A 17,938-nucleotide genomic window follows, 5' to 3' on the forward strand; every position below is an offset into this window, starting at 1 on the left:
CCGCCCGCCCCCCAGGCGGGCGCATCCGCGCCCACCTCGGGCGAGCGCATGCCCTCTGGTCGGTACTGATTGAGTCCAACTCAACGCAACACGCTATAATGCGCTTCGGCAATTCAACGAATTGCCGAAGCGCTTCAACCTTCTGTTTTGTCGCAATTCCGATCCGAAACAGTCTATCAACTTTTTCTGGAATTGCTTTAGCCGCCGCGCAACTCTTCGCTCAGGCGTAGATCCACCGGCCCGCCGTTGAGCCGCGCGCGATAAACATAGAGCGATTCCATCACCCGCATGATGTAGTTGCGCGTTTCGGTGAAAGGCACGGATTCGATCCAGTCAATCGGATCGACACCGGCGTTGCGCGGGTCGCCCAGGCTCTGCACCCAGGTGCGGGGGCGGCCGGGGCCTGCATTGTAGGCCGCCGCAACCAGAATGGTCGCATCGCCGAACTCGCCGATGAGCTGTTCAAGATAGCCCGCGCCCAGTTGCGCATTATAGGCCGCGTCGCTGGTCAGCCGCCCCGCATCAAAGCCGATACCCAGCCGCCGCGCCACCAACTCGCCTGTCGAGGGCAGAAGCTGCATGAGCCCGCGCGCATCGGCGGGGCTGATTACTGCCGCGTCGAATTCGCTTTCGCGCCGGGCGATGGCCAGCGCCAGTTCGGTGGGGATGCCAAGGTCCATTTCCGCCAGTTCGGTGAGCGGAAAATAGGCATGAGGCACGATGATGCCGCGATTGGCGACAACCTTGCCCACGTTGACGGCCCAGTTCGGCTCTCCCAGTGCCAGGGCCAGATCACCAAGCTGCCCGGCTTCCTCATGCTCCAGGTCCTGCGCAAGGTGCAGAAAGAAGCGCCGTGCCAGATGCCATTCGCCGGCCTCGCGCAGCAATAGCGCGGCCTGCAGAACGGTGGAGTCGGCGAAAGAGGCTTCCTGCCAATGGGGGAAATCCGCATCTCCGGCAAGTGCCGGGTCCATCGGCAGCCCGGCGCGCTCGGCCGCGAGAAGACCGTAGAACGCGGTCTGGTGTTCGCCACCGAAGGCATAGGCGGCGCGGGCGCTCTCCTCGTCTCCCAATGCCTCATGCGCGCGGCCTTCCCAATAGCCCGCACGTGCAAGGCTGATCGGGGCGCCGACATTCACCCGCAGGTGCTGGAAATGCCGCAACGCGCGTGCCGGCTCGTCGAGATGCCGCAGCGCGATGAAGCCTGCAAGCCATTCCAGATCGGCGAAATCGGCGCCGCTTTCCAGAAAATGGTTCGCCGCCAGGTCATAGGCCCGTTGCGTGCGCCCTTCGCTCAGCTCGCGCCGCACCAGCCAGGCCCGCCAGCGCCCCCAGGCCTCGGGCCGGCCCAGCGACTCGGCGCTGACCGATCGCTCGATCGCCAGATCGGCCGCCGTGTCATATAGCCGGTTGCCGATGCGCCAGTTGAACCTTTCCCAGGCGAGGCCGCCGTCATCAGCCAGCCCGGATGGCACCGCGTCGATCAGCGTGTTCACGCCCGAGACACGCTCGCGCAGCCCCAGCCGGGCCTCGGCCAGGCGCGCATGGCCGGGCGACAGCCTTGGCAGAAGGCGTTCGGCCTGCGCGCGTTCGCTCCGCCACAGCAGCGCATCGAGGCGTTCGGCATGATGCGCCGCAAGCGTTTCGGCATGGCGCGACAAAAGCGCCTCTTCCTGTTGGCGTGTGAGGTCCATCTCGCGCCAGACGCGCACGGCCTCGGCGCGGGCGGCTTCGGCCTGACCGCGGGCTTCAAGCGCGGAAATCAGCGCGATTGCCCCCTCGGGTGTCTGTGGCGCGGCCCCGTCGAAATAGGCGACAACCTCGCCGGGCATGGCGGTTTCGGCCAGATCTTCCTCGCCCTGGCGGCGTAGCCAGGGCAGGCCGGGCCAGTCGGGGTTGGCCTGGATGAAGGCCTGATGCTCGTGCCAGGTGCCGTTGCCATTGCCGTCGCGCAGGCGATGCCAGTCGACCAGTGACAGCGCGACCGGCCCGGCGGCCTCGGCCAGGTTGCGCGCCTGCGTCCAGTTGCCTTGCCGGATCTCGGTCAGCGCCATGCCCAGCATACCCGCCGTCCGCACTGGCGGAGGGGAGCCCTGGGCCAGCACATCCGAAGGGACAACGGCAGGGAGAGACAGGCAGACGGCCAGAAGGACGCTGACAAGTTTTCGCGGCATGGGAGGCTTTCGGCTTGCAGTTTTCCTGCCGCAAGTCTAACGCCCGGATGCCGTGAGGCAAAACACAAACTTGGCAACGACCGGCTCGGGCCCTAGGCTGCGTCCGGTGCGGTCCCCGGGGTTTTCCGGGTTGACGGTAGATGATGTAGCGAGGAGGCAGGCGCGATGTTCAGGGGCTCCATTCCCGCGCTGGTGACGCCGTTTCACAATGGCGCGGTCGATTTTGACGCCCTGCGGGCGCTGGTAGAATGGCATGTCGAGCAAGGCAGTCACGGGATCGTTCCGGTGGGCACCACCGGCGAAAGCCCGACGCTGAGCCACGCAGAACACGAGAAAGTCATCGAAGAGGTGGTCAAGGCCGCCGGAGGGCGCATCCCGGTCATCGCGGGCGCGGGCAGCAACAACACCACCGAGGCGGTGCGCTTCATGCGGCATGCCGAAAGCGTCGGCGCCGATGCCGCGCTGGTGGTGACGCCCTACTACAACAAGCCCACGCAGTCCGGCATGATCGAACATTTTCGCGTGCTGCATGACTGCTGCGAACTTCCGATCATCATCTACAACATCCCCGGCCGCTCGGTCGTGGACATGCTTCCCGACACGATGGGCCAGCTTGCGAAACTGCCGCGCATCATCGGCGTCAAGGATGCCACGGGCGATGTCGTGCGCGTATCGCGCCAGCGCGAGACCTGCGGGCCGGATTTTGTCCAGCTTTCGGGCGAGGATGCTTCGGCGCTCGGCTTCAATGCGCATGGGGGCGTTGGCTGCATCTCGGTCACGGCCAATGTGGCGCCGCGGCTCTGTGCCGAGTTTCAGGAGGCGACGCTGCGGGGCGATTACGCCGCCGCGCTCGAATATCAGGACAAGCTGATGCCGCTGCACCGCGCGATCTTTCTCGAGCCGGGTGTGGCCGGGGCGAAATATGCGCTCTCGCGGTTGGGGCATTGCCGCAACGAGGTGCGCTTGCCGCTGGTCGGCGTGACCGATGGCGTGGCCGAGCAGATCGACGCCGCTATGCGCCACGCTTCGCTGATCAACTGATACCGGCCGGGGCCCGGGGCCAGCGCCCTTCCTCAGCCGGTGGTGGCCAGGTATAGAATCCGCACGGCGATCAGGCCCAGTACACCCAGGATCAGCTTGTCGAAAACCTGCGCGGGCAGGCGCCGCCCGATCCAGGCGCCCACCGGCATTCCCAGCGCCAGCACTGCCGCTCCGGCAAACCCCAGCAGGAAGCGCGGCCCGTCGAGAATGCCCAGCGCAATCAGCATCGGCACCTGCGGCAGCATCATCGCCACGAAGAAGGCCGACGCCGTTGCGATGAATTGCGGTCGCTCCAGCCGCATCGCATTGAGAAAGGTCAGCGACGCCGGCGCCGACAGCCCGGTCGCGCCCTGCAGCACCCCGGCGAGCATCCCGGCAGGAAAGGCAAGCCTGCGCGCAATAGTGTATCCAAGGCGAAAGCTCGGCCGCAGCACCCGCAGCCCGATATAGCCCAACACCGCAAGCGCCACCGCGATCGACAGTGCCTCGGGTGGTAGCCAGGCCAGCAACAGGTTGCCGACCACCGCGCCCAGCACGCCGGCTGCGAGAAACCGCACCACGAAACCGCGCTCCAGCAACGAGGCCCGGTACCCCCAGGCCTGCCAGACATTGGTCAGGATGTTCGGGACAATCATCACCGCCACGGCAAAACGCACGTCGAAAGCCATGGTCAGCGCCGGCACGGCCAGGATCGGCGCACCGGCCCCCGTCGCGCCCTTCAGGACGCCGCCCATCAATATACCAAGTATCGCCCAGATCATTGCGGCCCCGTGCTCAATCCATCGTTCCGCCATGCCCGACCGTGGCGATAGGGTGCATCTGTTTGCCCGGGGGACCTAAACCATTAGCCACGGGGCACTTCACCAGGGTGGTCTGCAAGGGGCAAGAGTCAGTCATCCGTGACGGGCGCACGCAAGAACACCGGCTTGTCTTGCGCGGACAATTCCGGTGCGTGGCGATAGCCGCCGGCGTCAAACTCCAGCAGCGCCTCGGGGTCGCTCAGTCGGTTCTCGCAGATGAAGCGCGCCATCGCCCCGCGCGCCTTCTTGGCATGGAAACTGATGACCCTGGGCGGTTTGCCCGCACGCTCTTCCATGAAGACGGGCGTGATGACCCGCGGCTTCAGCGCCTTGAGGTCCACCGCGCCGAAATACTCCTGCGAGGCGCAGTTGACCAGCACTTCGGTTCCCTGCTCTGCAGCCAGATCGTTGAGCGCCTTCGCCAGCCGGTCGCCCCACCATTCATAAAGGTTGCTCCCGCGCGGGGTTTTCAGCCGCGACCCCATCTCAAGCCGGTAGGGCTGGATCGCATCCAGCGGGCGCAGCAACCCATAAAGCCCGGACAGGATGCGCAAATGCCCCTGCGCCCAGCGCAGCGCGTCCTCGTCGAGGCTGCGCGCCTCAAGCCCCGCATAGGTGTCGCCGGCGAAGGCCATTGCGGCCGGACGCAGGCTGTCCGGGTCAGGGGTGTCCGAAAAGGCCGCAAATCGCGCCTGATTCAATTGCGCCAGCTTGTCGCTGATCCCCATGAGCCGTTTGATGCCAGCAGCATCCAGTTGCCGCGCGACCTGCGCCAACTCCAGCGCCGAGCCGGCGAAAGCGGGCATGGTGGGCTGCACCGGCTCGGGCGGTTCGGACCAGTCAAGCCGCTTTGCGGGCGAAAGGACAATGAGCATCGGCAGAACCTCCTGTCAGACCGGCGCGAACCTAGCTAAAAAACGGGCAGTGTCCAGAAGGCGGTTGCCCTTCGCGCGGCCGGGCTTTACCTGTGATTGCGCAATCGCCACCGCATTCCAGACAAGGGGCCAGAAGCCATGCTTTCGTTGATGCAAATCATCCTGCTGATCCTGAATATCGTTTGGTTTCTGGTGATCATCCACATCATTCTGAGCTGGCTGATCAACTTTCAGGTGATCAATCTGCGTCAGCCCATCGTCGCCTCGATCTGGGATGGGCTGAACCGCCTGCTCGAGCCGATCTACATGCGCATACGCCGTTTCCTGCCCGATCTGGGCGGGATCGACCTGGCGCCGCTGGTCCTGCTGATCGGGATTTATGCGCTGCAGGTCGTCATACAGAACAACATGCACCTGTTCATCTGACGCCGCCGGATGCCGCGCGACGATACCTCTCCCCAAGCGCTGCTTTCTGCCGTTTTCGGCTTTTCCGGTTTTCGTCCGGGGCAGGCCGAAATCGTCGCGGCCGTCACTGCCGGGCGCGACACGCTGGCGATCATGCCCACCGGCGGGGGCAAATCGCTTTGCTACCAGCTGCCGGCTCTGTGCCGCGAGGGCGTGACGCTGGTGGTCTCACCACTCATTGCCTTGATGCGCGACCAAGTGCGCGCCTTGCGCGAGGCCGGCGTGGTGGCGGGGGCGCTGACCTCTGGCAACACCGATTCTGAGACCGACGAGGTGTTGCGCACGCTCACCGACGGCAGCCTCAAGCTTCTCTACATGGCGCCCGAGCGGCTGGCTTCGGGCGGGACGCTTTCGCTGCTGCGCCGGGCAGGGTGCAGCATGATCGCCGTGGACGAGGCCCATTGCGTCAGCCAGTGGGGGCATGATTTCCGCCCCGATTACCTGCGTATCGGCACGCTCAGGCAACAGCTTGGCGTGCCGCTGGCGGCCTTCACCGCCACCGCCGACGCCGAAACCCGCGCCGAGATCGTCACCCGGCTGTTCGACGGCCAGACGCCCGAAACCTTTCTGCGCGGGTTCGACCGGCCCAACATCCGCCTGGCCTTTGCCGTCAAGAACCGCCCGCGCGCCCAGATCGAGGGCTTTGCCGCCGCGCGAAGGGGGCAATCGGGGATCGTCTATTGCGGAACCCGCGCGCGCACCGAAACCCTTGCGCGCGCGCTGTCCGAGGCCGGCCACGCCGCCGTGGCCTATCACGGCGGGATGGAGCCCGACGCCCGCCGCGAGGTCGAGCGGCGCTTTCAGCAGGAAGACGGGCTGATCGTCGTGGCCACCGTGGCCTTCGGCATGGGGGTGGACAAGCCCGACATCCGCTGGGTGGCCCATTCCGACCTGCCCAAATCCATCGAGGCCTATTACCAGGAGATCGGCCGCGCCGGGCGCGATGGCGCGCCGGCTGATACGCTTACGCTTTTCGGCGCCGATGACATCCGCCTGCGCCGATCCCAGATTGACGAGGGGCTTGCCCCCGCTGAACGCAAATCCGCCGATCACGCACGGCTGAACGCGCTGCTTGGTCTGGCCGAGGCCACCAAATGCCGCCGCCGCGTGCTGCTGGGCTATTTCGGCGAGGACAGCACTGATTGCGGCAATTGCGACCTGTGCGCGCAGCCGGCAAAGCTGTTCGATGCCACCGAGGCGGTGCGCAAGGCGCTTTCGGCAGTGCTGCGCACAGGCGAAAGCTTTGGCGCGGGGCATCTGATCGACCTTCTGACCGGCAAGACCACCGACAAGATCGCCCAGCGTGGGCATGACCAACTGCCCACCTTTGGCGTTGGCCGCGACATGGGCCGCAACGCCTGGCAGGCGGTGTTTCGGCAGATGATGGGCCACGATCTGCTGCGTCCCGATCCCGAACGCCACGGCGCCCTGCGTATGACCGAAGCCGCTCGCCCGATCCTGCGCGGCGAGACCGCGATCAACCTGCGCGCCGATTCGGTCGAGGCCGCGCGCAACAGCAGCCGCCCCGAGCCCCGTGCGCTGGTCTCGGACGAGGACGCGCCGCTGCTGTCGGCGCTCAAGGCAAAGCGCCGCGCCCTGGCCGAGGAGGCGCGCGTGCCCGCCTATGTCATCTTCACCGACCGCACGCTGATCGAAATGGCTGAAAAGCGGCCGCAAACCTTGGATGACATGGCCGGAATCACCGGGGTCGGGGCCACCAAGCTGGAGCGCTACGGCGACACGTTCCTTGCAGTGATCCTGGGCGAAGCCCCGCCGGAGATGCACCCGGCGCGCCGGCGGCTGGCCGGGCGGGATGGCGGCGCACTGCATGACCGGCTGGCAGTTGCGCAACGCGATCTGGAGCGCGGGCCAATTGGGACGGAAAAGCCGCTGAGCTGCTCGCCCGCGCTTATCGCGCGGATCGCACAGCAGCGCCCTCGCGATTACGCGGCGCTCTTGCAATTGCTTGGCCCGCGGCGCGCAGAGCGCTTCGCTGATGCGTTTCTGAAGATACTGCGTGACAGCTGAGGCCACTGGAGCGTGCCGGAGGTCCGCTTCTGCACCGCTGTGCTTGCGGCGGGGGCCTTTCGCGCCTCGGTTGCCATTTGCCGACTGGTTCGTGGCGAAAACCCTCGTGCCGCGCGGCACGATATGACGGGCCTTGGCTGTGCCCCCCTCGCCGTTGCGGCAGTGGCGCGCTATCGTCACGCCCGGACCCGCCGCCACGAAAGTGAGACAAGATGCACCGCCCCCTGCCCCTGACGCGAGATATCCTGCTTATCGGTGGGGGCCATGCCCATGCGCTGGTGTTGCGCATGTGGGGGATGAACCCCTTGCCGGGCGCGCGCCTTACCCTGGTCAACCCGGACCCGATCACCCCCTATACAGGGATGCTGCCCGGTGCGGTTGCCGGGCACTACCGCCGTGACGAGATGATGATCGATCTGGTGCGGCTTTCTCGCTTTGCCGGGGCGCGCATGATCCTCGACCGGGTCACGGGGCTGGACTTGTCGCAAAGGCAGGCGATCCTCGCCTCCGGGCGGCGGGTGGAATATGACCTGGCCTCGCTTGACATCGGGATCACCTCGGATCTGCCACAAATCCCCGGTTTTGCCGCGCATGGCGTCAGCGCCAAGCCGCTGGGCGATTTTCTGCTGCGATGGGAGAAATTCCTGGTCGGGGCTGCGGATGACCCACATCTCGTGGTGATCGGCGCGGGGCTTGGCGGGGTGGAGCTGGCGCTTGCCGCTGCGCATCGGCTGCGCGGCACGGGCAAGGCGCCAAGGGTCACGGTGCTGGATCAGGCCGACACCATCCTGCCGGACCTGGGCAATGGCGCGCGCCGCAGGCTGCTGGCCAGGATGGAGGCGCAGGGTATCGCCTTGATGACAGGCCAGCGCGTTGCCCGGATCGAGCCAGGCGGCATCGTGCTGGCAGATGGCCGGCGCCTGCGGTCGGATTTCACACTTGCCGCCGCCGGCGCGCGCCCGCAGGACTGGCTGGCGCAGACGGGCCTGACCCTGCAAGACGGGTTCGTGCGTGTCACGCCAACGTTGCAAGGCTCGGACCCGGCGATCTTCGCCGCAGGCGATTGTGCCCATCTCGCCCATGCCCCGCGCCCCAAGGCCGGGGTGTTCGCTGTGCGCCAGGCCCCGGTCCTGTTTGCCAATTTGCGCGCGGCCGCCTCGGGGCAGGGGGGAGTGCGTAGCTATGCGCCGCAGCATGATTACCTGAAGCTGGTCTCGCTGGGCGACAAGGCGGCACTGGCCGACAAGCACGGGGTGGCCGCCTCCGGCCGGTGGCTCTGGCGCCTGAAAGACCGGATCGACCGCAAGTTCATGACGAAGTTCGAGATATACCCCGCGATGCTTGCCCCCGCCTTGCCGCGCGAACATGCAGAAGGGGTGCCGGAGGCGTTGGGGCACAAGCCGCTTTGCGGCGGTTGCGGGGCAAAGGTCGGCAGTGACGTTCTGACCAACGCGCTGCGCCGTCTTCCTTCGCCGAAAGGGCCTGATCTGCTTTCCGGTCCGGGTGACGATGCCGCAGTGCTGCAGATGGGCGACACCCGGCAGGTCATCACCACCGATCATCTGCGCGCCTTTGTCAGCGATCCGCACCTGATGGCGCGGCTTGCGGCGATCCACGCGCTGGGTGACATCTGGGCGATGGGGGCCGCACCGCAAGCCGCGCTGGTGCAGATCACGTTGCCGCGCCTGTCCGAACCGATGCAGGCGCGGTTTCTGGGCGAGATCATGGAAGGCGCCGCGACAGTGCTGGCTGATGCCGGGGCCGAGCTTGCCGGCGGGCATACATCCATGGGTGACGAGCTGACCATCGGCTTCACCATCACCGGGCTTGCCGCAGCGCCGATCGGCAAGCAGACGGCACGGCCGGGCGACGTGCTGATCCTGACAAAGCCCCTGGGGACGGGCATCTTGCTGGCCGCCGAAATGGCCCTGGCGCGCATTTCGGGTCATGGCGGCGCAGCGATGCTGGGTGAGGCCTGGCGCGACTGCATCGCCAGCATGGCGCGCCCGCTTGGCCCGGCGGCTGACATGCTCGGGGCCAAGGCCCATGCGATGACCGATGTCACCGGCTTCGGGTTGGCCGGGCACCTGTGGGAGATGCTGGGCGCAGGCCGCCTTTCGGCGCGGCTGGACCTCGATGCGGTTGCGCTGCTGCCCGGTGCCGCGGATCTGGCGGCGCAGGGCGTCGGCTCGACCCTGATGCCTGCGAACCGTGCCGCCCTTGCCGGCCGGATCGAGGGGCGGCAGGGGCCGGTGGCTGACCTGCTCTTCGATCCGCAGACCTGCGGCGGGCTGCTCGCCGCGCTGCCCGAAGCGACGGCGCAGGCGGCGCTGGCCGCGTTGCGGGCGGCGGGCGAGCCGGCGACCATTGTGGGGACGGTCGGGCAGGCCGAAGGCTCGTCGGGGTGTATCGTTTTGGTGTAACGGGCGATGGGGGCTGCCTTGTCATGCCTTTACCACACGCGCGCGCCAGAGCGTGAACAGCCCCGCCGCGACGACGACACAGGCCCCGATAATCACGTTGAGCGACAGCGTTTCGCCAAAGATCAGCAGACCGAAGGCCGCGATGAATACAAGTTGCAGATAGGCAAAGGGCTGCACGGCCGAGGCTTCGGCCAGCTCATAGGCCTTGATCAGAGTGAAGTGGCTCAGCACTCCGGTCAGGCATAGCGCCCCCATCCAGCCCCAGTCGGGGGCGCTCATCGGCTCCCAGAACCACAGGCCGATCAGCGTTATGGTCACGGCGCCCGCGGTTCCTGTCCAGAAAAAGCTGACTGCGGCGCTGTCCTCACGGGCGACATATCGGGTTAGCAGCCCGTAAAGCGCAAACATCAGTGCCGCCAGCATCGGCACCAGCGCGGCGGGGTTGAACACGGCAAAGCCCGGTTGCAAGATGATCAGAACCCCGGCCAGGCCGATCATGATGGCCGTCCAGCGGCGCCAACCCACCCGCTCGCCCAGCACCGGGCCGGAGAGCGCGGCAACGATCAGCGGGTAGGCGGCAAAGACGGCGTGCGTCGCGATCAGCCCCAGCAGCACGAAGCCCAGCACCATGATACAGACCTCGACCGCCAGCAGCACCCCGCGAAAGATCTGTAGCACCGGCTGCCGGGTCGCGACCGCGCGGCGCAGCCCGCCGGCCTTGCGCGCCGCAATCGCGATCACGAAGGCGGCAAAGAACCAGTAGCGGATCATCACCACCATGAGCACGTTGTATTCGCTGGCCAGGTGGCGCGAGAGGCTGTCCTGCACGGCAAAGACGAAGGCCGTCGCCACCATCATCCAGATGCCTAACCGGGTGTTCTGTGGTGTCATGCAAGCCGTCCGGTCGTCATGTGGCGTTTGCGTCCAAAGCCGGAGCGGCGCGATATCTCGAAACCTGCATCAGCCAGCGCGCGGCGCACGGCGCCGGCGGCGGTGTAGGTGGCCAGCGTCGCCCCCGGTGCGCTGTGCCGGGCGATCTCGGCCATCAGGGCAGGCTCCCATAGCTCGGGGTTGCGGGCCGGGGCGAAGCCGTCGAGAAACCAGGCGTCTGCCCGTCCTTCCCATCGCGGCAGGGTGCGGCGGGCGTCACCCTCGATCACTGCCGCATCCAGCCCTTCGATCTGGATGCGGCGTGCGCCGCTTGCCCATTGCGCGATGAAGGGCGCGGCCAGTGGGGCAAGCTCGGGGAAGGCGCCAAGCGCGCGGGCGATGTCATCCGCGCCCAGCGGGTAGGCCTCGAAACTGGTGTAGCGCAGGCGGCCCGCGATGCCGGCCTCCTGCCAGGCCGCCAGTGCGGCCAGCATGTTGAGCCCGGTGCCGAAGCCCAGCTCGGCAATGTGAAAACCGGGGCGGAAGCGGCCGGGCAGCCCGTTGCCCCCGAGAAAGACATGCCGGGTCTCGGCCAGCCCGTCCTGCAGCGAGAAATACGGGTCATCGAACCGGCGTGAGACCGGCAGGATGCCGTCCTTCCAGTCGATCAAGCCGGTGTTGGGGTGCTGGTTCATGGCGCGGTGATGTCCTAGGGTTGCGCCCGGGCAGAATGGGCTTGCGACAGGGGAATGGCAATGGCCGATCGGGTTGCGGTGATGGGTGGCGGCATCTTCGGGCTGGCGGTGGCCTATGCCTGCGCGCGCCGCGGCGCCACTGTGCGCCTGATCGAGCGGCGCCACATCGGCGCCGGGGCGAGCGGCGGGCTGGTCGGCGCGCTGGCCCCGCATGTGCCCGAAGGCTGGAACGCGACCAAACAGTTCCAGCTTGAAAGCCTGCTCATGGCCAAAGACTGGTGGTCGGAGGTGGCGCGCATCGGGGCCGAAGATCCGGGCTATGCCCGGTTGGGCCGGGTGCAGCCATTGGCTGACGACGCCGCCGTGGCCCGCGCACGTGCACGGGCCGAAGGTGCGCGGCAATACTGGGGCGATGCCGCGCGATGGGAGGTCCGCGAAGCGGCAGCCGTGCCGGGGTTACCTGCAAGCAGCCCCACCGGGCTGGTCATCCATGACACGTTGAGCGCGCGGCTACACCCGCGTCGGGCCTGCGCCGCGCTGGCCGTCGCGCTGCGGGCGCTGGGCGCCGAGATCATTGAGGGGGCCGAGGCCGCTGCACCCCCGGCAGGTGCTGCTTATGGCGCCATCGTCTGGGCCACGGGCTGGGAGGGGCTGGAAGCGTTGCCCGACGGGCGGGGCCGCTCGGCAGGTGGCGGGGTGAAGGGCCAGGCGCTTGTGCTGGGGCATGACGCAGGGCCTGTGCCGCAGGTCTATGCCGATGGCATCTTTCTGGTCCCTCATGCCGATGGCACGCTGGCCGTGGGTTCGACCAGCGAGCGTGATTTCGACAGCCCCGACGGCACGGATGCGCAGCTTGACGATGTGCTGGCGCGCGCAATCGCGCTTTGCCCCGCGCTGGCCGGCGCGCCGGTGCGGGAGCGCTGGGCGGGCGTGCGCCCCCGCGCGCGCAGCCGCGTGCCGCTCCTGGGGCCATTGCCGGGGCGGCCGGGCGAGTATGTCGCCAATGGCGGCTTTCGTATCGGCTTCGGCATGGCCCCCAAGGTGGCCGAGGTCATGGCGGATCTGATCCTAGAAGGGCGCGCGTCGGGTATTCCCGAAGAGTTCCGTTTTGCTGCGCCGGGCTGATACGGCGATTTCGCGGCGTGGCGGCTCAGGCCTCGGCCTCGGCCTCCATGCACTGGCGGCCATCGGGGCCACGCACCCAAAGCCGGTTTCCTGCACGGCAGAGTGTGGCGGCCTCGAAATCAAACAGCGGCGCGGTGGCGCGGAAGCTGAAACGCCGCAACCCGCCCAGCGCCTCTTCGGCCATCAGGATCAGAAGCTGCGCCAGCAGGGGGCCGTGCACGACAAGCCCGGCATAGCCTTCGGCCTTGCGCGCGTAATCGGCATCATAATGAATACGATGCCCGTTGAAGGTCAGCGCCGAATAGCGAAACAGCATCGTCGAGGTGAAGGCCACCTCGCGGGTTTCCTCGGCGTTTTCCGGGGCCTTTGGGGGCACAGGTGCAGGTGCGTCGGGGTGGGCAGGCTCGCGATAGACCAGATCCTGCTCTTCGGTGACGCAGAGCGTGCCCGCCTGCCGGATTTCGTGGCGCAGCGTGACCAGCCCCAGCCGGCCGCTGCGGCCCGTCTTTTCGCGCGCGGCGACGAGCTGGCTGTGTTTCTCGGCCGGCTGGCCCGGCAGGAGCGGGGCGTGAAACTCAAGCCGCCCGCCCGCCCACATGCGGCGCGGCAGGCCCATGTCGGGGATGACCCCGGCGCCGCCCACGCGCGGGTGGCCATCGGTGCCCAGGGCTTCGGCGGGCGCGGGCGTCCAGAAATAGACCTGATGCGCAAAGGGCAACAGCGGCGATACCGGCCGCGAAAGACCCAGCGTGACATGCAGCGCCTCGGCCCGCGCGGGGTCGAGCACGTCATGGATGATTTCGGTGGCAGGGCTGTTCTGTGTCATGGCGACAAGCTACCCGATGCGGCCGGGGGCGCAAGGCTCAACCGGCGTTTACATAACCTCAAACCGTGGGCGGGAGGCTCAGCGATAAACCTGCTCTTCGCTCGGGAAGGTGCGGGATTTGACCTCTTCGGCGTAGCTGCGTACGGCAGTCTCGATCATGTCGCCCAGCGCACCGTAGACCTTGACGAATTTCGGCGGGCGGGGATTGAGGCCAAGCATGTCTTCCAGCACCAGGATCTGCCCGTCGCATTCGGCGCTGGCGCCGATGCCGATGGTGGGAATGGAAACGGCTTTCGTGATCTCGCGCGCCAGCGGCTCGACCACGCCCTCGACCACCAGCGCGAAGGCGCCTGCTTCGGCCACGGCCCTGGCGTCGGCGATATGGCTTGGCCAGCTTTCCTCGTCGCGGCCCTGGGTCTTGAACCCGCCCATGACATGGCTTGTCTGTGGGGTCAGCCCGATATGGGCCATGACCGGAATGCCGCGTTCGGTCAGGAAGCGGATCGTGTCGGCCATGCGTCGGCCGCCTTCCAGCTTGACCGCGCCGCATTGGGTCTCCTTCATCACCTTTGCTGCGTTGCGAAAGGCCATCGCCGGGCTTTCCTCATACGAGCCGAAGGGCATGTCGACCACCACAAGCGCGCGTTGCGTTCCGCGCACCACCGCGCGCCCGTGCATGATCATCAGATCGAGCGGCACGCCCACGGTCGAGTCCATGCCGTGCATCACCATGCCCAGACTGTCGCCCACCAGGATGAAATCGGCGTAGCGGTCAACGATGGCGGCGGTATGCGCGTGATAGGAGGTCAGCGACACGATCGGCTCGCCCCCCTTGCGCGCGGCGATCTGCGGCACGGTGATACGGCGCACGGGTTTTGCGGCTTGAGTACTCATTCATGGTCTCCTTCGGGGGTGACGACACGCTGATCGATCAGCAGCACCTTGCCAAAGCGCACTGCCAGCAGGATCACCGCCGGGCGGTCGAGCCGCCCGCGCAGTGGCGCCAGTGTCTCGGCATCGCGCAGATCGACCGAACGGATCTCGGCGCGGGTTTCGGCGCTGATGCGGTCCTTGACCTGCTTGCGCAGAGCGGCCACATCGGGGCGTCCACGCGCCAGCGCCTCGGCCTCGTCCAGTGCGCGGTTGAGCACCGGGGCGGCGGCGCGATCTTCGGGGGTGAGCAGCACATTGCGCGACGACATCGCCAGCCCGTCGCGCTCGCGCATCGTCGGCACGCCGGCGATCTCGATGCCGAAATCCAGATCCTGGACCATGCGGCGGATGATCTGGAGTTGCTGGTAATCCTTTTCACCGAAATAGGCCCGGTCGGGCCGCACGATGTTGAAAAGCTTGGCCACGATGGTGGTAACGCCCCGGAAATGCCCGGGCCGCAGCCGCCCCATCAGGATACGCGAGAGTGTCGGGGCCTCGACAATGGTTTCGCAGCCGGGTGGATAGAGTTCGGCCACATCGGGCAGGAAGACAGTATCGACCCCGGCCTCGCTGAGCAGTTTCAGGTCGCGCTCGGTGTCGCGGGGGTAGGCATCGAAATCCTCGTTGGGGCCGAATTGAGTGGGGTTGACGAAGATCGAAACCACGACCTTCTCGCAACCGGCCCTGGCCCGGCGTACCAGTTCCATGTGACCTTCGTGCAGATAGCCCATCGTCGGAACAAGGCCGACGAAAGCCCCCTGGGCCCGAAAGACCCGTGCGGCGGCGCGCATTTCCTCGCGTGTGCGATAGAGGCGCATTCTGGCTGTCCCCTTCCCCTCTCGCGGGCTTTGCGCGTCGCGCGGCCCCTGCAGGCTGCTTACCTTTGCCCGCACAGCGTGACAAGGGAGCGGTGGCGCAGCCAGCGTCAGGCTGCCGTGCCCGGCCGGCGGTCGTGGCAGGCTTCTATGCTGTGGGCAATCGCCGCGCACAGCACGTCGTGGCTGTGTCCTTCGGCGATATGGCGGCGCCCGGCACGGCTCAGGCTCTCGCGCAGGGCGGGGTTGGCGGCCAGCCTGGCCGCGGCGCGGATGAAATCGGAATCGCTTTCGGCCCGCAGGAAATGTTCGCCATGGGTCAGGTCCAGCCCCTCGACAGCCTTTGCGGAGGCGATCACCGGCAGGCCAAGTTGCAGCGCTTCGAGCACCTTGAGGCGGGTGCCGCCGCCCTCGGTCAGGGGTATCAGCGTCATGGTGGCCTCGGCGTAGAACGGGGCCAGATCCTTCGGGTCGCCGGTCAGCCGGGCGCCAGGGGTGCGGGCGGCAAGCCTGATCAGGCTTTTCCGGGGCGCGCGACCGCAAAGATCGAGACGGGCATCGGGAAGATCCTGCCGCAGCGCGGGCAGGATGTGCCGCATAAGTCGCCGCGCCGCGTGAATATTGGGCCGATAGCCGAGATGCCCGACAAACAGCAGGCGCATGGCGTCACGGTCAGCGCCGCGCCGGGCGGCCGGGCTGCTGGCTTGAACCGTGCTGCACCACGGCGGCACCGGATTGGGAATGACGCTTGTGAAAATGTCCGGCCCAGCGATTGCCTGCAACCGCTGGCGGTCTGCTTGCGAACAGACCCACAGGCCGCAGACCTTGCGCGCGATGTCGCGCTCGGCCTCGGCCGCCCGGCGCCAGGTGCCCGCACGCCAGAGCGCCGCAAGGCGGGTGCGTCGCGCGAGGTCGATCTCGCGCAGCAGCGCGCTTTCGACATTGTGCATGTCCACGATCACAGCGTGGCCGGCCTCCGACAGGTGCCGCGCGATATCGGCCAGCAAGATGCCGTCGACAACGACGACATCCGCCCCCGCCACCTGCTGCGCGACCCGCTCGACCGCCCATGGGGGCAGCGCGGCCTCGATTGCGGTTTTCCTGCGTTCCAACCGGTGATCTCCGGTGGTGAACCATGGCTGAACTACGATAGATGTCAGCGGGGCAAGTTGCGCCAGGCACCGGTTGATCGCATGATTTCTGAGCTGCGCCCCCGACCCGTTTGCAAGTGGAGGTTCGTAAAGGACATGCGCAATTTTCATTCGTGCCGCCAATGATTCCAAAGCTCATCCACCAGACCTGGCGCGATCACGATATTCCGGGGCCAAGCGCTTGGCCAGAGAGTTGGAAGCGGCTGAACCCGGCCTGGGAGTATCGTTTCTGGACGGATGAAGACCTGCTGGAACTGGTTCGGCAGCACTATCCGCAACTGGAAGCACTTTATCAGAGCTATCCCAAGCCGGTGCAGCGGGCCGATATGGGACGATACCTGATCCTGCATCACTGCGGTGGGGTTTATGCCGATATCGATACCGAATGCCTCGCGCCCTTCGACCCGATCGCGCAAGACAGCCGCGTCATACTGGCCGAAGAGCCGGCAGAGCACCGCAATCACAGCCAGCCGCTGGGGTTGGAGCGACTATTCTTCAACGGGTTGATGGCCAGCCCGCGCGGCCACCGGTTCTGGGATCATGTGCTGGAGGTGATGGAGCGTTGCCGCCACGCCGCTGGCACCTGGGTGCTGGAATCGACCGGGCCGCTGATGCTGACGGGCGTGGTAGAAAGCTATCCGCGGCCAGAAGAGTTATCGCTGAACTCTTGCCATCTGTTCGCTCCGGTCACCAATGACGGGTGCGAAAGCCTGGCGCTGCCGAAAGGCGATTATGCAGGGCTGCGCCTGGCCAGTCACCATTGGCAGGGATCATGGCTCAGCGCGCCACGGCGCAAGCCTGGAACCGTGCTGAAGGCAGCATTGCGCCGGGCGCGTTACAGGCTGACGCGCGGGAAGGTTCTGGGGCGCGCGGATTTGCGCGTGCGGGTCGATCAGTCGCTTCTGCATACCCCGATCCAGCCGGGCGCCGAGAATGTCGCGGTTATGATCCCGGTGCGCGATGCGGCGCCGTTCCTCGATCGCTGTTTCGAACTGCTGCGCTCGCTCGATCATCCGCCCGAGAAACTCAAGCTCGTGTTTTGCGAAGGCGACAGCCGCGACGATACCGCCACACGGCTTAAGGATCTGGCGCAGACGCATGCAGGACATTTCCGCGACATCTGTCTGACCACGCTGAACGGCGGCGCGCCGCTAAAGCGTTCGCGGCGCTGGAAACCCCGGCTGCAGTATGCCCGGCGCGCGCACTTGGCCCGTGTCCGCAACCATCTGCTCGACTACGGCCTGGATGCACAGGACGATTGGGTGCTTTGGATCGACGCCGACGTCTGCGATTACGCGCCTGCCACGCTCCGCCGGCTGCTTGACGCACGGTGCAAGGTGGTCACGCCGGATTGCGTGCAGGAATGGGATGGGCCGAGTTTCGACCTCAATGCCTTTCTCGAAGATCGCAAGCCTGTCCCATCGGCCTATTACAAGCATGTGCGCGGCGGGCTCTACATGCCGCCCAAGGGCTTGGCGCGGCGTTATCTTCACGATCTGCGGTTTCTTGACCGTGTGCCGCTTTCCTCGGTCGGGGGCACGATGCTCCTGGTGCATGCCGCGGTGCATCGTGCGGGGCTGCGCTTTCCCGAGATCCCTTATGACGACCTGCTCGAGACCGAGGGCTTTGGCCGCGCCTGCCGGGATCTCGGTGTGCAGCCTTGGGGATTGTCCAACCTGCAGATCCGGCATGTGCGTTCGTGACCCCTCGGGGCAGA

The 17,938-nt window shown here is 66.8% G+C and carries 15 protein-coding genes; 6 read left to right on the forward strand and 9 right to left on the reverse strand.

Annotation, left to right across the window (positions count from 1 at the left end; all coding sequences use genetic code 11):
- Positions 1 to 197: 197 nt before the first annotated feature.
- Positions 198 to 2,174 carry a lytic transglycosylase domain-containing protein gene (locus DQ229_RS11975; RefSeq protein ID WP_114966503.1) on the reverse strand — a complete coding sequence of 659 codons (1,977 nt, stop codon included), beginning with the start codon at positions 2,172 to 2,174 and terminating at the stop codon, positions 198 to 200.
- 165 nt (positions 2,175 to 2,339) lie between these two features.
- Here DQ229_RS11975 and dapA point away from each other — a divergent pair, with 165 nt between their 5' ends.
- Positions 2,340 to 3,215 (forward strand): 4-hydroxy-tetrahydrodipicolinate synthase, encoded by an 876-nt coding sequence (gene dapA / locus DQ229_RS11980; RefSeq protein WP_114966504.1) that lies wholly within the window; start codon positions 2,340 to 2,342, stop codon positions 3,213 to 3,215.
- 32 nt (positions 3,216 to 3,247) lie between these two features.
- On the opposite strand, the gene DQ229_RS11985 is transcribed toward dapA, so the two are convergent.
- Complete coding sequence (locus DQ229_RS11985; RefSeq protein ID WP_202909572.1) at positions 3,248 to 4,009, reverse strand: sulfite exporter TauE/SafE family protein; 762 nt, start codon at positions 4,007 to 4,009, stop codon at positions 3,248 to 3,250.
- Positions 4,010 to 4,104: 95 nt separating this feature from the next.
- Complete coding sequence (gene yaaA, locus DQ229_RS11990) at positions 4,105 to 4,890, reverse strand: peroxide stress protein YaaA (protein ID WP_114966506.1); 786 nt, start codon at positions 4,888 to 4,890, stop codon at positions 4,105 to 4,107.
- Positions 4,891 to 5,028: 138 nt separating this feature from the next.
- On the opposite strand from yaaA, the gene DQ229_RS11995 reads away from it, so the two are divergent.
- The 3 genes from DQ229_RS11995 to selD all read left to right on the forward strand — a co-directional run bounded on the left by DQ229_RS11995 (position 5,029) and on the right by selD (position 9,806).
- Entirely contained in the window at positions 5,029 to 5,316 is a 288-nt protein-coding gene (locus DQ229_RS11995) for a YggT family protein (protein WP_114966507.1), read from the forward strand.
- Between the two features lie 9 nt (positions 5,317 to 5,325).
- Positions 5,326 to 7,383 carry a DNA helicase RecQ gene (gene recQ / locus DQ229_RS12000; protein WP_114966508.1) on the forward strand — a complete coding sequence of 686 codons (2,058 nt, stop codon included), beginning with the start codon at positions 5,326 to 5,328 and terminating at the stop codon, positions 7,381 to 7,383.
- 212 nt (positions 7,384 to 7,595) lie between these two features.
- The gene (gene selD / locus DQ229_RS12005) at positions 7,596 to 9,806 is read left to right on the forward strand and encodes a selenide, water dikinase SelD (protein ID WP_114966509.1); all 2,211 of its coding nucleotides are present in this window, start codon (positions 7,596 to 7,598) and stop codon (positions 9,804 to 9,806) included.
- A gap of 21 nt (positions 9,807 to 9,827) precedes the next feature.
- Here the strand turns inward: selD and DQ229_RS12010 are convergent, their stop codons facing one another.
- Positions 9,828 to 10,697, reverse strand: a complete 870-nt coding sequence (locus DQ229_RS12010; RefSeq protein ID WP_114966510.1) for a DMT family transporter — start codon at positions 10,695 to 10,697, stop codon at positions 9,828 to 9,830.
- Positions 10,694 to 11,371: a tRNA (5-methylaminomethyl-2-thiouridine)(34)-methyltransferase MnmC2 gene (gene mnmC2 / locus DQ229_RS12015; RefSeq protein WP_114966511.1), complete on the reverse strand. Its 678-nt coding sequence runs from the start codon at positions 11,369 to 11,371 to the stop codon at positions 10,694 to 10,696. Before mnmC2 ends, DQ229_RS12010 begins: the two co-directional genes overlap by 4 nt.
- A 54-nt stretch (positions 11,372 to 11,425) precedes the next feature.
- Here mnmC2 and DQ229_RS12020 point away from each other — a divergent pair, with 54 nt between their 5' ends.
- The gene (locus tag DQ229_RS12020) at positions 11,426 to 12,496 is read left to right on the forward strand and encodes an NAD(P)/FAD-dependent oxidoreductase (RefSeq protein WP_114966512.1); all 1,071 of its coding nucleotides are present in this window, start codon (positions 11,426 to 11,428) and stop codon (positions 12,494 to 12,496) included.
- A gap of 25 nt (positions 12,497 to 12,521) precedes the next feature.
- Here the strand turns inward: DQ229_RS12020 and DQ229_RS12025 are convergent, their stop codons facing one another.
- The 4 genes from DQ229_RS12025 to DQ229_RS12040 form a co-directional block, all read right to left on the reverse strand.
- The gene (locus DQ229_RS12025) at positions 12,522 to 13,322 is read right to left on the reverse strand and encodes an HTD2 family dehydratase (protein WP_114966513.1); all 801 of its coding nucleotides are present in this window, start codon (positions 13,320 to 13,322) and stop codon (positions 12,522 to 12,524) included.
- Positions 13,323 to 13,400: 78 nt separating this feature from the next.
- A complete protein-coding gene (panB, locus tag DQ229_RS12030) occupies positions 13,401 to 14,216 on the reverse strand; it encodes a 3-methyl-2-oxobutanoate hydroxymethyltransferase (RefSeq protein ID WP_114966514.1) in 816 nt (271 codons plus the stop codon).
- On the reverse strand, positions 14,213 to 15,073 hold the full coding sequence (panC, locus tag DQ229_RS12035) for a pantoate--beta-alanine ligase (RefSeq protein WP_114966515.1): 861 nt from the start codon (positions 15,071 to 15,073) through the stop codon (positions 14,213 to 14,215). The genes panB and panC overlap by 4 nt, the downstream gene beginning before the upstream one ends.
- 107 nt (positions 15,074 to 15,180) lie before the next feature.
- Positions 15,181 to 16,182 (reverse strand): glycosyltransferase, encoded by a 1,002-nt coding sequence (locus tag DQ229_RS12040; RefSeq protein WP_162300850.1) that lies wholly within the window; start codon positions 16,180 to 16,182, stop codon positions 15,181 to 15,183.
- A 161-nt stretch (positions 16,183 to 16,343) separates the two neighbouring features.
- On the opposite strand from DQ229_RS12040, the gene DQ229_RS12045 reads away from it, so the two are divergent.
- On the forward strand, positions 16,344 to 17,924 hold the full coding sequence (locus DQ229_RS12045; RefSeq protein WP_114966517.1) for a glycosyltransferase: 1,581 nt from the start codon (positions 16,344 to 16,346) through the stop codon (positions 17,922 to 17,924).
- The last annotated feature ends 14 nt before the right edge of the window (positions 17,925 to 17,938 follow it).

The organism is Alkalilacustris brevis (assembly GCF_003350345.1).
Taxonomy (GTDB): Bacteria; Pseudomonadota; Alphaproteobacteria; order Rhodobacterales; family Rhodobacteraceae; genus Alkalilacustris; species Alkalilacustris brevis.

What these genes read in the sequence shown, in the direction of transcription:
- DQ229_RS11975 (WP_114966503.1), bottom strand. Translation starts at nt 2,174, where the DNA reads ATGCCGCGAAAACTTGTCAGCGTCCTTCTGGCCGTCTGCCTGTCTCTC.
- dapA (WP_114966504.1), top strand. Translation starts at nt 2,340, where the DNA reads ATGTTCAGGGGCTCCATTCCCGCGCTGGTGACGCCGTTTCACAATGGC.
- DQ229_RS11985 (WP_202909572.1), bottom strand. Translation starts at nt 4,009, where the DNA reads ATGGCGGAACGATGGATTGAGCACGGGGCCGCAATGATCTGGGCGATA.
- yaaA (WP_114966506.1), bottom strand. Translation starts at nt 4,890, where the DNA reads ATGCTCATTGTCCTTTCGCCCGCAAAGCGGCTTGACTGGTCCGAACCG.
- DQ229_RS11995 (WP_114966507.1), top strand. Translation starts at nt 5,029, where the DNA reads ATGCTTTCGTTGATGCAAATCATCCTGCTGATCCTGAATATCGTTTGG.
- recQ (WP_114966508.1), top strand. Translation starts at nt 5,326, where the DNA reads ATGCCGCGCGACGATACCTCTCCCCAAGCGCTGCTTTCTGCCGTTTTC.
- selD (WP_114966509.1), top strand. Translation starts at nt 7,596, where the DNA reads ATGCACCGCCCCCTGCCCCTGACGCGAGATATCCTGCTTATCGGTGGG.
- DQ229_RS12010 (WP_114966510.1), bottom strand. Translation starts at nt 10,697, where the DNA reads ATGACACCACAGAACACCCGGTTAGGCATCTGGATGATGGTGGCGACG.
- mnmC2 (WP_114966511.1), bottom strand. Translation starts at nt 11,371, where the DNA reads ATGAACCAGCACCCCAACACCGGCTTGATCGACTGGAAGGACGGCATC.
- DQ229_RS12020 (WP_114966512.1), top strand. Translation starts at nt 11,426, where the DNA reads ATGGCAATGGCCGATCGGGTTGCGGTGATGGGTGGCGGCATCTTCGGG.
- DQ229_RS12025 (WP_114966513.1), bottom strand. Translation starts at nt 13,322, where the DNA reads ATGACACAGAACAGCCCTGCCACCGAAATCATCCATGACGTGCTCGAC.
- panB (WP_114966514.1), bottom strand. Translation starts at nt 14,216, where the DNA reads ATGAGTACTCAAGCCGCAAAACCCGTGCGCCGTATCACCGTGCCGCAG.
- panC (WP_114966515.1), bottom strand. Translation starts at nt 15,073, where the DNA reads ATGCGCCTCTATCGCACACGCGAGGAAATGCGCGCCGCCGCACGGGTC.
- DQ229_RS12045 (WP_114966517.1), top strand. Translation starts at nt 16,344, where the DNA reads ATGATTCCAAAGCTCATCCACCAGACCTGGCGCGATCACGATATTCCG.